Source organism: Leeuwenhoekiella sp. A16 (assembly GCF_047946675.1).
Taxonomy (GTDB): Bacteria; Bacteroidota; Bacteroidia; order Flavobacteriales; family Flavobacteriaceae; genus Leeuwenhoekiella.
Genome location: NZ_CP172313.1, coordinates 4,133,856 through 4,146,301 on the forward strand (window position 1 = coordinate 4,133,856; position 12,446 = coordinate 4,146,301).

Annotated in this window: 14 protein-coding genes; 11 read left to right on the forward strand and 3 right to left on the reverse strand. The window is 36.5% G+C overall.

All coding sequences use genetic code 11. The annotated features are described in order from the left end of the window. Positions 1 to 43 precede the first annotated feature (43 nt). Positions 44 to 1,195, reverse strand: coding sequence for a cysteine desulfurase family protein (locus tag ACH3O9_RS18025; RefSeq protein ID WP_416442762.1), 1,152 nt, complete (start codon positions 1,193 to 1,195; stop codon positions 44 to 46). 107 nt (positions 1,196 to 1,302) lie between these two features. Here ACH3O9_RS18025 and ACH3O9_RS18030 point away from each other — a divergent pair, with 107 nt between their 5' ends. Next, a complete protein-coding gene (locus ACH3O9_RS18030; protein ID WP_416442764.1) occupies positions 1,303 to 2,241 on the forward strand; it encodes a hypothetical protein in 939 nt (312 codons plus the stop codon). On the opposite strand, the gene ACH3O9_RS18035 is transcribed toward ACH3O9_RS18030, so the two are convergent. Then, a complete protein-coding gene (locus ACH3O9_RS18035; protein WP_416442766.1) occupies positions 2,242 to 2,787 on the reverse strand; it encodes a Smr/MutS family protein in 546 nt (181 codons plus the stop codon). It abuts the gene before it with no gap. Between the two features lie 96 nt (positions 2,788 to 2,883). On the opposite strand from ACH3O9_RS18035, the gene ACH3O9_RS18040 reads away from it, so the two are divergent. From ACH3O9_RS18040 to ACH3O9_RS18060, 5 genes are read left to right on the forward strand one after another with little or no spacing between them, the layout of a single operon-like run. Next, positions 2,884 to 4,797 carry a T9SS sorting signal type C domain-containing protein gene (locus tag ACH3O9_RS18040; RefSeq protein WP_416442768.1) on the forward strand — a complete coding sequence of 638 codons (1,914 nt, stop codon included), beginning with the start codon at positions 2,884 to 2,886 and terminating at the stop codon, positions 4,795 to 4,797. Between the two features lie 11 nt (positions 4,798 to 4,808). Further along, the gene (locus ACH3O9_RS18045) at positions 4,809 to 5,084 is read left to right on the forward strand and encodes a DUF2752 domain-containing protein (RefSeq protein ID WP_416442770.1); all 276 of its coding nucleotides are present in this window, start codon (positions 4,809 to 4,811) and stop codon (positions 5,082 to 5,084) included. A gap of 3 nt (positions 5,085 to 5,087) precedes the next feature. Beyond that, on the forward strand, positions 5,088 to 5,351 hold the full coding sequence (locus ACH3O9_RS18050; protein WP_416442772.1) for a CD225/dispanin family protein: 264 nt from the start codon (positions 5,088 to 5,090) through the stop codon (positions 5,349 to 5,351). After that, complete coding sequence (locus ACH3O9_RS18055; protein ID WP_416442773.1) at positions 5,341 to 5,757, forward strand: DUF2752 domain-containing protein; 417 nt, start codon at positions 5,341 to 5,343, stop codon at positions 5,755 to 5,757. Before ACH3O9_RS18050 ends, ACH3O9_RS18055 begins: the two co-directional genes overlap by 11 nt. Before the next feature lie 17 nt (positions 5,758 to 5,774). Then, positions 5,775 to 6,110 carry a CCC motif membrane protein gene (locus tag ACH3O9_RS18060; protein WP_416442775.1) on the forward strand — a complete coding sequence of 112 codons (336 nt, stop codon included), beginning with the start codon at positions 5,775 to 5,777 and terminating at the stop codon, positions 6,108 to 6,110. Positions 6,111 to 6,181: 71 nt separating this feature from the next. On the opposite strand, the gene rocD is transcribed toward ACH3O9_RS18060, so the two are convergent. Then, on the reverse strand, positions 6,182 to 7,462 hold the full coding sequence (rocD, locus tag ACH3O9_RS18065) for an ornithine--oxo-acid transaminase (protein ID WP_416442777.1): 1,281 nt from the start codon (positions 7,460 to 7,462) through the stop codon (positions 6,182 to 6,184). 174 nt (positions 7,463 to 7,636) lie between these two features. Between rocD and rlmD the strand changes: the two genes are divergently transcribed. Genes rlmD through ACH3O9_RS18090 form a run of 5 tightly spaced genes read left to right on the forward strand, consistent with a single transcriptional unit; the run spans position 7,637 to position 12,352 of the window. Continuing rightward, positions 7,637 to 9,046, forward strand: a complete 1,410-nt coding sequence (gene rlmD / locus ACH3O9_RS18070; protein WP_416442779.1) for a 23S rRNA (uracil(1939)-C(5))-methyltransferase RlmD — start codon at positions 7,637 to 7,639, stop codon at positions 9,044 to 9,046. 19 nt (positions 9,047 to 9,065) lie between these two features. Beyond that, the gene (locus ACH3O9_RS18075) at positions 9,066 to 9,560 is read left to right on the forward strand and encodes a DUF6452 family protein (RefSeq protein WP_416442781.1); all 495 of its coding nucleotides are present in this window, start codon (positions 9,066 to 9,068) and stop codon (positions 9,558 to 9,560) included. Beyond that, positions 9,526 to 10,266 (forward strand): DUF6048 family protein, encoded by a 741-nt coding sequence (locus tag ACH3O9_RS18080; RefSeq protein WP_416442783.1) that lies wholly within the window; start codon positions 9,526 to 9,528, stop codon positions 10,264 to 10,266. The genes ACH3O9_RS18075 and ACH3O9_RS18080 overlap by 35 nt, the downstream gene beginning before the upstream one ends. 38 nt (positions 10,267 to 10,304) lie before the next feature. Further along, positions 10,305 to 11,111, forward strand: a complete 807-nt coding sequence (locus ACH3O9_RS18085) for a TrmH family RNA methyltransferase (RefSeq protein WP_416442785.1) — start codon at positions 10,305 to 10,307, stop codon at positions 11,109 to 11,111. A gap of 8 nt (positions 11,112 to 11,119) precedes the next feature. After that, positions 11,120 to 12,352: a M48 family metallopeptidase gene (locus tag ACH3O9_RS18090; RefSeq protein ID WP_416442787.1), complete on the forward strand. Its 1,233-nt coding sequence runs from the start codon at positions 11,120 to 11,122 to the stop codon at positions 12,350 to 12,352. The last annotated feature ends 94 nt before the right edge of the window (positions 12,353 to 12,446 follow it).

Consider the following 12,446-nt stretch of genomic DNA (forward strand, 5'->3'; position numbering starts at 1 on the left):
ATTTTTAACCGAAAAAACCCCTAAAACACCCGATTTTTATCGCCTAATCTTCTATAAATTCTTTCAGGGTTTTTACTACGTAATCTACTTCTTTCTTAGTATTGTAATGTGAGAATGAAAATCGTACAGACGGTTTTACTTTGTCTTCTTCATTTAAAAAAGCCTCTAGCACGTGACTGCCCTGGTCGCTTCCACTCTGGCAGGCGCTTCCTTTAGAACACGCTATACCTTTTAAATCAAGTTGAAACAAAAGCATTAATGATTTCTCTGGTGGAATAGGCAAACATGCATTTACCAGTGTGTAGGTACTTTTAGAATTATCTGCACAATTACCGTTATATTTTACATCTGGTATTGCAGCTGAAAGTTCGTTGACGAAATATGCTTTAATACTTTCAATCTGCCTGCGTTCTTCATCAAGATTTTTATACGCATACTTTAAGGCTTCCTCAAGGCCAACGATATTATGAACAGATTCTGTACCGGCACGTGCGCCACGCTCTTGCCCACCACCAAAGATCATAGGTTTTAATCCGCTGTTTTTTTCGATATAAGCGAAACCAACTCCCTTTGGCCCATGAAATTTATGTGCACTTGCAGCCATAAAATTCACCGGTATTTCTTTTAATTTAAGATCATAATGCCCTACCGACTGAACCATGTCACTATGAAAATAAGCGCCATATTGTTTGCATAACTTCCCTACGCCTTCCACATCGAGAATATTCCCTACTTCATTATTCACGTGCATAAGACTAACCAGAGTTTTATCATCAGTAGAAGCTAAAAGCTGGCCAAGGTGCAAAGTATCAACGCTGCCGCACTCTTTTATTTTGACATAAGAAACCTTCAGGTCTTTATATTCTTTCTCCAGTTGCTCTACGATATGCAATACAGCATGATGCTCAGTTGGGCTTGTAATTAAATGCTTTACTCCCAGATCACGCACAGCGCTGTTAAGAACCAGATTATCTGCTTCTGTACCTCCAGAGGTAAAAATGATCTCTGCAGCGGTTACTCCCATAAAAGTTGCAACAGTTTTACGTGCGTTCTCAATAAGACTTTTTGCTTTGCGCCCTACAGCATGAGAAGATGAGGGGTTGCCCGGCACTTCTCGCATCACATTTATCATTCGTTCTAGAACCTCTGGGCGTATTGCAGTTGTGGCTGCATTATCAAAATAGATAGGAGTCATTAAATTTTAACTTTAGGAGCCCAAAATTACAGAGAATAAAATTATTTCATACCCCAATCGTTTGTAAAGTACAATTCAGCTATTTTTGTTCTAAATTTTACCGATTTATGCAACGTTTTTGGGGATTTTTAATATTGGCATTATCAGTTATTTCTTGTGATGATGGTGATCTTATCGTAACAAATTTTGATTTTTCAGATGTTAGCGTGGCTATGTGCAGCACCGTAGACAATACTACCACTTCATCTGTCAATTATGTATTTTATAAGATCAACAACGAGACTAATGAGAGTTTGTCTTTTGAACTCTCTACAGATGAGCCTATTTTAACTTCACGAAGTCTTGATACGCCATACAGTTTTAACCTTGGTTCTTCTTCTAATGCAATTAGCTATAGAATGTATGATGCAGATATTGCCAGTGATTATTTCTGTAACGCTATCCCGCCTGCAGCGCCTAAAGTCAACGAAGAATACATAAGCCAGGAAGGCATTGTCACAATAAGTACAACAGGAACAGAAGATGATAACGATGGCATCGCAGCAGAATTTGAGCTGTTACTTGATGGTAAAGAAGATTATGATGGTGACGGTTTACCAAATACCTATGATAATGATGATGATGGTGATAATGTACCCACAAATGCTGAAGGCTTAAAATTTAATACTGACGGAAGTATAAATATTGCAGAATCACGTGACACAGATAAAGACGGTATTCTGGATTATCTGGATGAAGATGACGATGGTGATGGCGTTCTTACCAGAAATGAAGATCCTGATAAAGATCTTAATCCTGCAAATGACCGTACAGACCAAAATGCGGCCGCAGATTATCTAAACCCTTTAATAGCGGTAGACTACAATATCAATAAATACAGGGTGCATACTTACCAGTTTAAGAATATTCTGGTTTATATAAACCTAAGCAATATAGTTTTTCAGAATCAAAGTGGAGATGAAACCATACGCCAGCAAAGTCTCGACTTTGGTGAATATAAACCGGGACCAAAAACCGATACTATAACACCGGTTTTCAACCAATAATCAGGAATTCTGAAGAATATAAATTTCAGTTGCTCCCTGCCCATATTTACTATAATCTGCATCATAGAATTTCACATTAGAATATCTGGAAAACAGATATTCTAATTCAGCACGTAAGACGCCCTCTCCTATGCCATGTATAAAAACAACTTTCTGAATACGCTTTTTAATGGCAAATTCTAATTGTCGTCTTGCAGTATCAACCTGAAGTGTTAGCATGTCGTGGTTAGACATTCCTCTTGTTTTAGAAGTAAGATGATGAATATGCAGGTCAACCTCCATAGGCGGCAGATTGCGTTCTTTAGGTTTTACACGCTGTGATTTTTTCTTAACGACGGTCTTCTCTTTAATTGCATTTTCAATTTCATCGGTTTCAGGATGCGGTATTTCAAAATCATCTGCAGCAATAAGTTCAGCTTCATCTGCTTCAATCTCAAAGCCATCCTCAGTTTCTACCCAAATACGATCCTGATCAATTCGGCATATTTTCCCGCTTAGATCATCATTTATAAAAAGTACTTTTTGACCTTTCTTAAAGCTTTTCATCGATTATTATTAATGCTATACCAGTTAGACATCAAAATTATCAGTAAATAACCAACATAAAAAATAAATCCTTATTTTTGCCTTAAATAGTTAATTATGAAAAAGTTTTACCCCAAATTTTTCTTTTTATTACTTCCTATTGCAGCAAGTGCTCAATTATACGTGCAACCCAATCCTGCTTCTACACCAGATGATGAGGTTTATGTATATGTAAAAGATGAAATTTTATTTGTTGAGCAGGAAGTAAATCTGCAATATGACGAAAACGCCCTTAAAGAAGGAAATATCTATCTACGCGACGAAGGACAATTAATACAAGGTAATTCTAATAGTGCTAATGAAGGTGAGGGAGTCATTTCTGTTTTTCAGGAAGGGATAGCCAATAAATGGGATTATCAGTTCTGGACATCACCTGTTAGTGATCCCGCAAATGCTGCGAATGGAAATGCTGGTTTTAATACCGATCTAGGCACTTCTGGTGGTGGTATTTACTATCCCATTGACGGCACTGAAGGTATAAATAGTAACCTTGCCCGTTATGCGACCGGATATGATGGTTCGTATGATGGAACTGATATGCTAATTGCAAATTACTGGATCTACAAATACATTGCTGAAGATTCTTATTCAGGATGGCAACAAGTACTTAGTAGCGGGGATATAAATCCTGGTGAAGGTTTTACCATGAAAGGATTAAATGCAACAGCAGCTTCTCAGCCTTATGATTTTAGAGGCAGACCCAATAATGGTAATATTAGTGTAGAAGTCAAGACAGACCAAACCACATTAGTGGGTAACCCATATCCTTCTGCAATGAACCTGAGCTTTTATTTGCTTTCTAATTCTGGGGATACTAATGTTGCGAATTGTGGGGATGGTACATACACTCCTACTCCTGTAGGAAACACAATTACGGGGATTGCTTATTTCTGGGAATCTGATCCCGGTGTAAAATCACATTATTTAACAGATTATCAAGGTGGTTACGGGGCTTTTAGTCCGTTGGCATCATGTGCTTCTCCAGGAGATTATACGCCCGCAAGTTTTAGTATGTATGATAGGTATGGTGAACCTACTGGTGGTTCAGGTTCAGGAGACGGAACAATAAAAAGACATTTTGCACCCGTAGGACAAGGTTTTATGGTGGTAGGTACTGCTGATGATTTTGTTACTGCAAAAAATGAATTTCGTGTCTATGTGAAAGAGAAAGATGGCAATTCACAATTCAAGTCTAAAGACGTTGTTGATAAGGATAATACAAAATCTTTAAAACTTAAACCAGGCTCAATTAGTTATAACAAGAGTGGTGAATTAATCATGCCTATTTTTAAAATTAAAATTGAGATTAACAATCAATATACACGTCATTTAACAACGGCTCTATTTGACGACGCTACAGATGGTTATGACAGAGCAGGCGATGCTATGAATATTTCAGAACTTGATACTGATGTTAATTATCTAATAGCAAAAGATGATAATCCTTATATGATTAATGTGCTGCCGTATAATGTTGATAAGACACTTCCGCTTAAAATAAATGGTGGCAGTTCTAAAAACCATTTCAACGTAAAGGTAGACGATATCAATTTTGATATAGATGGTATTTGGCTACACGACCTTAAGACGGGTGAGTATTTTGACATTCTTTATAGTGCACATGCATTTGATTTACCTAAAGGAACTTTTAATGATCGCTTTGAAATTACTTTCAAAAACGGTTCATCCGAAAATCTTGGTGTAGCAGAAGACATTAAAAATTCGTTTGATATTTTTCAAAATAACAAACAGGCAGAATTACAAATATTAAATCCGTTAGGTAATTCTCTTAAAGAAATATCTGTTTATGATATGGCTGGACGCCAAATGACTTCTAAAATAAACGAAGGTACTGCTGCACAAGTGACTGTTTCTTCTGCAAAGTGGAGTGATGGTATTTATATCGTGCGCGTTGTAACAGCAGACAATATTGAGGTTTCTAAAAAGATTTCTGTTTATAACAAAAACTAGCAGGTACCACTATGGAAAAATACATGCTCCCTTGCCTGGTTAAAAAATACCTGGGTTTTGAGTGTGTAGGCTGTGGGTTACAAAGATCTCTTCTTCTATTATTTGAAGGAAGATTTGCAGACTCCTTTCATATGTATCCTGCGATATATCCTCTTGTATTGCTTATAGGTTATACCGCATTGAGCATTTTTATTAAGTTGAGATTTTCCCCTATTATTACCCCTGCCCTGGCAATAATTAGTGTACTTACAATGGTTGTAAGTTATTGTTTAAAGTTCATCTCTTAAATAATGGAAAAACCTAAAAATTATCTCATTGAAGCTATTCTTGTAACCATATTTTGTTGCTTACCTCCGGGTATCGCTGCCATCATTTATGCTGCAAAAGTAAATTCGGCTTATGAAAACGGAAATATAGAAGAGGCTCGTGAAGCGTCTCAAAATGCAGCTAAATGGGTGAAATACTCCTTAATTGCAGGTATTATTTTTATCATACTTTACTTTATGATCTTTGTAATTGCCGGCGTAGGCGGAGCATTTATGGGTGGTTATTAAAAAGATTACATATAAATATTTGGCTATAGCATTAGGTTCATTAAGTATCCTACTACTATACTTTAAATTTAACCCGTTACACTATTCATTTTTCCCAAAATGCCCATTCTACGCAATAACTCATCTTTATTGCCCGGGTTGTGGAAGTCAAAGAGCGTTGTATAGTTTACTACATTTTAATTTTAATGAAATGATAAACTACAATCTCCTTTTGCCCATTGGTCTCTTGCTGGTAGTATATAATTCAATATTGAAGATCATTAATAGAAAAAAAGTCCGAGTGCAAAATATTCTGTATTTTTCGGCTTCTCCACCCATTATTTTAGCTTTTATACTGGTTTTTTGGATACTGCGTAATATTGATAGTGCACCATTTTATTATCTTGCTCCTTCAATAAACCACTAAACTAATTAATCTCAATTATGGAAAAACAAAAACTACCCAATTCTACGCTTATCCTGGTGTTTGGAATTTTAGGTATCGTTGGTACCTGTTGCTATGGTATTCCCGGACTTTTATTTGCAATTATAGGTCTTGTTCTGGCACAGCGATCTTTAAAACTTTATAAACAAGATCCAGATCTATATGAGGATGTTTCTCAGGTTAAAACCGGTAAAATACTATCGATTATTGCATTAGTACTAAGCGTTCTTGTCGTTCTATTAATCATCGCTGTAATAGCGTATTTTGGTTGGGATACTTTACAAGATCAGGAGCTTTTGCGTCAAAAGGTTGAAAGTATGCAGCAACGTACATAATATTAAGATTATATATAATTAAAAAGGCGACCTGTTAAGTCGCCTTTTCTGTTTTTAAAGCCTTTTATATCTTATTTTTCAAACTGTTTTAAGGTGTTTATAATAATACTCACACAATCAAGCAGCTGCTCTCTTGTTATAACAAGAGGCGGTGCAAAACGTATTATATTACCATGAGTAGGTTTAGCTAATAGTCCGTTGTTTTTTAAGGCTACACAAATATCCCATGCTGTAGAACTGTCTTCGGAATCATTGATAAGAATAGCGTTTAGTAATCCACGACCACGCACGAGGTTAACTATAGAACTCTCATTGATATACTCATTTAATTTCTCCCGGAATAACTCACCCAGGATTCTTGCATTAACGATCAGGTTTTCATCTTTAACAACTTCAAGAGCAGCAATTGCAACAGCGCCCGCAATAGGGTTACCACCAAATGTAGAACCATGTTGACCAGGCTTTATAACATCCATAACTGCATTATCTGCAAGAACTGCAGATACAGGATATGCACCACCAGACAACGCTTTACCCAGAATTAAAATATCTGGTCTGCTATATGTTTCCTGTCTTTCGCAAGTATGCTCGCAGCTACAATTGCCGCAAACAGCAAGTAAAGATCCTGTGCGTGCTATACCTGTTTGTATCTCATCTGCTATAAAAAGAACATCATGAGAATTACATAAATTTTTCGCTCTAGCGATATAATCATCTGCGGGTGTGTAAACTCCAGCTTCACCTTGAATTGGTTCAACTAAAAATCCGGCTACATTGTCATTTTCTTTCAATGCCTTTTCTAAAGCCTCAATATCGTTGTAAGGTATTTTTATAAAGCCGGGAGTATAAGGACCAAAATTTTTACGAGCATCTGCATCATTAGAAAAAGAAATAATGGTGGTCGTGCGCCCGTGGAAGTTATTCTCACATACAATAATCTGTGCATCTTGCTCTGCGACACCTTTTTTCTCGTAAGCCCACTTTCGCGTAAGCTTAATTGCAGTCTCAACAGCTTCTGCTCCCGTGTTCATGGGAAGTAATTTATCAAACCCAAAATATGAAGTTGCATATTCTTCATACTTCCCTAAAATATCATTGTAAAATGCTCTTGATGTAAGTGTCAATGTTTCTGCCTGCTGCTTAAGAGCATTCACAATTTTGGGATGACAGTGCCCCTGATTTACGGCAGAGTATGCTGATAGAAAATCATAATACTGTTTTCCTTCTACGTCCCACACATGCACCCCTTCTCCTCTATTGAGTACTACTGGTAAAGGATGATAGTTATGTGCACCGTGTTTTTCTTCAAGTTCAATAGCCTCTTTTGAGGTTATTTGTTCTACAGTTGTCATGTGATAATGAATTAAGTGTAAATTTTAAGATTCCTTCTTGTGTATCCCGGTAGAAGCCCGAAATTTTAAAAGGAGAGAAATCACCCTTATAATACCTGCAAATTACTAAATATTACATATACATTTTAAAGTCAGCCTAATCTATAATCTTTCTAATTATTCTATTTTTGCGGCGTGGGAAGAAAAAACATAAGAAAGGTATTTCACCAGATTGAGGTTATAGATGCCGGTGCAAAAGGAAAAGCAATAGCTAAAGCTACAGACGGTCGTGTCATTTTTGTAAATAACGCCGTACCTGGCGATATTGTTGATGTACAGACAACAAAAAAGCGGAAAGCTTATTTTGAAGGCACTGCTATTCATATACATAAATATTCACCAAAGCGTACAGAACCTGTATGTAAGCACTTTGGAACCTGTGGAGGTTGCAAATGGCAGAATATGGCCTATGAATACCAGCTTGATTACAAGCAGAATGAGGTTGTAAATAACCTAAAGCGCGTAGGTAAGGTAGATTTACCAGAAGTGACTCCTATTTCTGGCAGCGCACGCCAATATTTCTATAGGAATAAAATGGAATTTTCTTTTAGCAACAATAAATGGCTTACACCTCGACAAATACAAAGCGATGAGGTGATTGATGATCGCAATGCGCTTGGATTTCATATTCCGGGAATGTGGGACAAGATTCTGGATATTGAAGAATGTCACTTACAAAAAGATCCCAGTAACGCTATTCGTAATTGTGTACGCGATTTTGCTAAAGCAAATAATCTTGCCTTTTTTAATACACGGGAGCAGGAAGGTTTATTACGCACCTTGATGATACGCACCAGCTCTATAGGCGAACTTATGGTGCTTATTCAATTTTATGATGATAATTTAGAAGAACGTGAGCTATTGCTCAACTATGTAAAAATGACATTCCCAGAGATCACTTCGCTACTATATGTGATCAATCAGAAAGGAAACGATACGCTGTATGATCAGGATATAAATTGCTTTTCTGGCAGAGATCACATCTTTGAAGAAATGGAAGGTCTTAAGTTTAAGATCAATGCCAAATCTTTTTACCAAACCAATTCTGAACAAGCTTACGAACTTTATAAAATCACCCGAGATTTTGCTGGTCTTACCGGCAATGAGATCGTCTATGATTTATATACAGGAACCGGCACAATAGCTCAATTTGTGGCTCAAAAAGCTAAAAAAGTGGTAGGTGTAGAAGCTGTTCCTGATGCTATAACAGCAGCTAAAGAAAACGCTAAACTTAACGGTATTGCAAACACATCATTTTTTGTAGGTGATATGAAAAATGTATTTAACGACGCATTCATAAAACAAAACGGGCAACCAGATGTTATTATAACAGATCCTCCACGCGATGGTATGCACAAAGATGTGGTAGATCAATTGATCAAAATAAAGGCAGATCGTATAGTTTATGTAAGTTGCAACAGTGCAACACAAGCACGGGATCTTGCTTTGCTGGATGAGTTATATAAAGTTACCCGAGTACAGCCGGTAGACATGTTTCCACAAACGCATCATGTAGAAAACGTGGTGTTACTAGAGAAGAGATAAATAGGCATTTTAGGCGATTATGATAAGAAAATCAGTAGTGTTTCTCTGCTTTATAGCACTTATTTTAAGTGCCTGTGAGCGCGATGATATTTGCGCGGTAAGCACACCCACAACTCCGCAATTAGTTATTCAGTTTTATAATGTTGATAATCGCACCGAAGCAAAAATCATAAATCTACAAGCCGTAGAAGTTAATAAGACAGATGTTCTCACATTTACTAACGACACATTAATAAAGTTACCGTTGCGTACAAATGTTGAGCAAACACAATATTATATTACTAAAAACCCCGGCGTTACAGAAGGCGATGAACCTGAAAATACAGATATAATCACCTTTGATTATTTAACAAACGAGGTCTACATAAGTCGAGCATGCGGTTTTCGCGTTACTTATGACGATCTTGCTGCTACTACTACAAATGGCGAAGATGGAAGGTGGATAGAAGATATTGAAATTAATTCTGAAATAGTTGTTGATGAAAACACCACGCACGTTAATATATATCATTAGTATTATCTGCTGCGCTTCGTTTTCTGCATTAGCTCAAGATGAAGATCAAGGTATAGATACAGCAGCTGTAACATCTGCTACAGATACATTAAGCACGGTTAATAATACAGACCGGTACGGGTTGCGCATTGGCATAGACCTTAGTAAACCCTTGCGTTCTTTTCTGGATGATAAATACAAGGGATTAGAAATTGCAGGTGATTTCCGAATTAAAAAAAATTATTACATCGCTGCAGAAATTGGTAATGAAAACAAAGAATCTGACGAGACAAACTTTAATGTTACCACTAAAGGGAGCTATATAAAAGCAGGTTTTAACTACAATGCCTACAACAACTGGTACGGTATGTCTAATCTAATTTATGTAGGATTACGTGCTGGTTTCTCCAGCTTTTCTCAAGAGTTGAATAATTATACCATTTATACCACAAATACCTATTACGAACCCGATTTTAGGACCGAAAAGAGAGATTTTTCCGGGTTAAATGCGATCTGGCTAGAATTACAATTAGGCGTACAGGCTGAGATTTTAAACAATTTGTATTTAGGAATAAACCTTCAGTTAAAAAGAATGGTGACTGAAAAAGAACCAGAAGGTTTTGGCAACATCTATATTCCCGGTTTTTATAAGGTAACAACAGATAGTCCTTTTGGCGTAGGCTACGGTTATACGCTTTCTTATTTTATCCCTATATTCAAAAAATAATAAAACAATTCTTTTCTGTAAACCGAAGCATTTTAACTATGCATAAAGAGATAAGCAGCATACATAATCCTACGGTTAAAAAACTGGTTCAATTACAGGAAAAATCGCGTGAAAGACGTAAAAATCAGCTTTTTGTTATTGAGGGTTTACGTGAGATAAGTCTTGCTCTTCAGGAAAATTATACAGTACTTCAAATCTTCTACTGCCCAGAAATTATAGAGGTTAAAGAACAGCGTGATCTTTTTGCCTTATTACAAGAATCGACCGAAATCATATCAATATCGGGTGAAGTATATCAAAAAGTAGCTTATCGCGCTTCCACAGAAGGTGTTATAGCATTAACTCAAACTAAAGAACATAACTTAACAGATCTTCTACTTCCTGAAAATCCGTTGATCTTAGTAGCCGAAGCACCTGAAAAACCCGGAAATATTGGCGCATTATTGCGCACGGCAGATGCAGCAGGAGTTGATGCTTTAATCATTGCAAATCCGTTAACAGATCTGTACAATCCTAATATAATTCGCTCCAGCGTTGGGGGTGTTTTTACAACGCAAACAGCACTGGCATCATCAGAAGATGTGATCAATTTTCTCAAGTCGAAAAACATAAATATTTACAGCGCAATTCTACAGGATGCTAAACCTTACCAGGAAATAGATTTCACTTCTCCTATCGCTATTGTAGTGGGCACAGAAGCTAACGGACTAAGTAAACCCTGGCGCGAACATGCTAATCAAAACATTATAATACCCATGCAGGGCAAAATAGATTCTATGAATGTATCTGTTGCTGCAGGAATACTCATTTTTGAAGCCCGAAGACAACGGGGTTTTAAATTATAAAAACACGTATGACTCCTCAAATCCTATTTTATATTATAATCGTAATTATTGTAATTAGTTTTGCAATCGATCAATATTTTGACTGGCTTAACGCGAAACATTTTGACGACCCTATTCCTGGCGAACTTCAGGATGTGTACGACGAAGAATCTTACCGCAAGTCTCAGGACTACAAAAAAGTAAATGCTAAGTTCTCAACCTTAACTTCTTCTTTTTCTTTAGTCTTGACACTTTGTTTTTTCTTTTTTCAAGGCTTTGCCTACGTAGACGCAATCGCAACTAGTGTAAGTGAAAACCCGATTATAAGAGGGTTGATTTTTTTTGGCATCATAATGTTAGGTAGCGATATTCTAACTACACCATTCTCATACTACAAGACTTTTGTAATAGAAGAGCGGTTTGGCTTTAATAAATCTACTCCTGCACTTTTCTTTGCAGATAAACTTAAAGGCTGGCTAATGACAATAATTGTAGGCGGCGGTTTACTGGCTTTAATAATTTGGTTTTACCAGTTAACAGGTCAAAGCTTTTGGATATATGCCTGGGCAGTATTTGCAGTATTTGCAGTGGTAATGAATATGTTTTACTCAAAAATAATTGTTCCGCTTTTTAATAAACAGACTCCTTTGGGCGAGAATTCACTCAGAACAAAAATTGAGCATTATTCTAATTCGGTAGGATTTACGCTAGATAATATCTTTTTGATTGATGGCTCTAAGCGTAGTACAAAAGCAAATGCGTATTTCTCTGGTTTTGGCAGCCAGAAACGTATCACGCTTTACGACACATTAGTCAATGATCTTGAAGAAGAAGAGATCGTGGCTGTACTTGCACATGAAGTAGGTCATTATAAAAAGAATCATATTATTATAAATCTGGTAGTTTCAGTTTTACTTACAGGATTTGCGTTGTGGTTATTGTCAATATTTGTGAGTGAACCTATTTTTTCTCAGGCATTGGGCCTAGATCGCCCGGCATTTCATATAGGTCTAATTGCTTTTGGTATTCTTTATACTCCTATTTCTGCCATCACAGGATTTTTAATGAGTTTGCTTTCGCGAAAGTTTGAATATCAGGCCGATGATTTTGCTAAAGATACGTATGCTGCGCAACCTCTTATAAATTCGTTAAAAAAATTATCTAGAAATAGTTTGAGTAATCTTACTCCACACCCGCTATATGTGAAATTTAATTATTCACATCCTACTCTTTTACAGCGATTTCATAATCTAAAGCGTTAGGTTTGTATGTTGTTTGGGACTACTACTCTACCGGTTGATTATACTTTATAATTAAGCTTCTACTGGTACACAATTTGCTTATATTTAATATAAT

Bases quoted from the DNA above. Each gene is read 5' to 3' on its own strand.
- ACH3O9_RS18035 (WP_416442766.1), bottom strand. From the start codon at position 2,787: ATGAAAAGCTTTAAGAAAGGTCAAAAAGTACTTTTTATAAATGATGAT.
- ACH3O9_RS18090 (WP_416442787.1), top strand. From the start codon at position 11,120: ATGACTCCTCAAATCCTATTTTATATTATAATCGTAATTATTGTAATT.
- ACH3O9_RS18080 (WP_416442783.1), top strand. From the start codon at position 9,526: ATGAAAACACCACGCACGTTAATATATATCATTAGTATTATCTGCTGC.
- ACH3O9_RS18050 (WP_416442772.1), top strand. From the start codon at position 5,088: ATGGAAAAACCTAAAAATTATCTCATTGAAGCTATTCTTGTAACCATA.
- ACH3O9_RS18085 (WP_416442785.1), top strand. From the start codon at position 10,305: ATGCATAAAGAGATAAGCAGCATACATAATCCTACGGTTAAAAAACTG.
- ACH3O9_RS18040 (WP_416442768.1), top strand. From the start codon at position 2,884: ATGAAAAAGTTTTACCCCAAATTTTTCTTTTTATTACTTCCTATTGCA.
- ACH3O9_RS18060 (WP_416442775.1), top strand. From the start codon at position 5,775: ATGGAAAAACAAAAACTACCCAATTCTACGCTTATCCTGGTGTTTGGA.
- ACH3O9_RS18045 (WP_416442770.1), top strand. From the start codon at position 4,809: ATGGAAAAATACATGCTCCCTTGCCTGGTTAAAAAATACCTGGGTTTT.
- rocD (WP_416442777.1), bottom strand. From the start codon at position 7,462: ATGACAACTGTAGAACAAATAACCTCAAAAGAGGCTATTGAACTTGAA.
- ACH3O9_RS18025 (WP_416442762.1), bottom strand. From the start codon at position 1,195: ATGACTCCTATCTATTTTGATAATGCAGCCACAACTGCAATACGCCCA.
- ACH3O9_RS18030 (WP_416442764.1), top strand. From the start codon at position 1,303: ATGCAACGTTTTTGGGGATTTTTAATATTGGCATTATCAGTTATTTCT.
- ACH3O9_RS18075 (WP_416442781.1), top strand. From the start codon at position 9,066: ATGATAAGAAAATCAGTAGTGTTTCTCTGCTTTATAGCACTTATTTTA.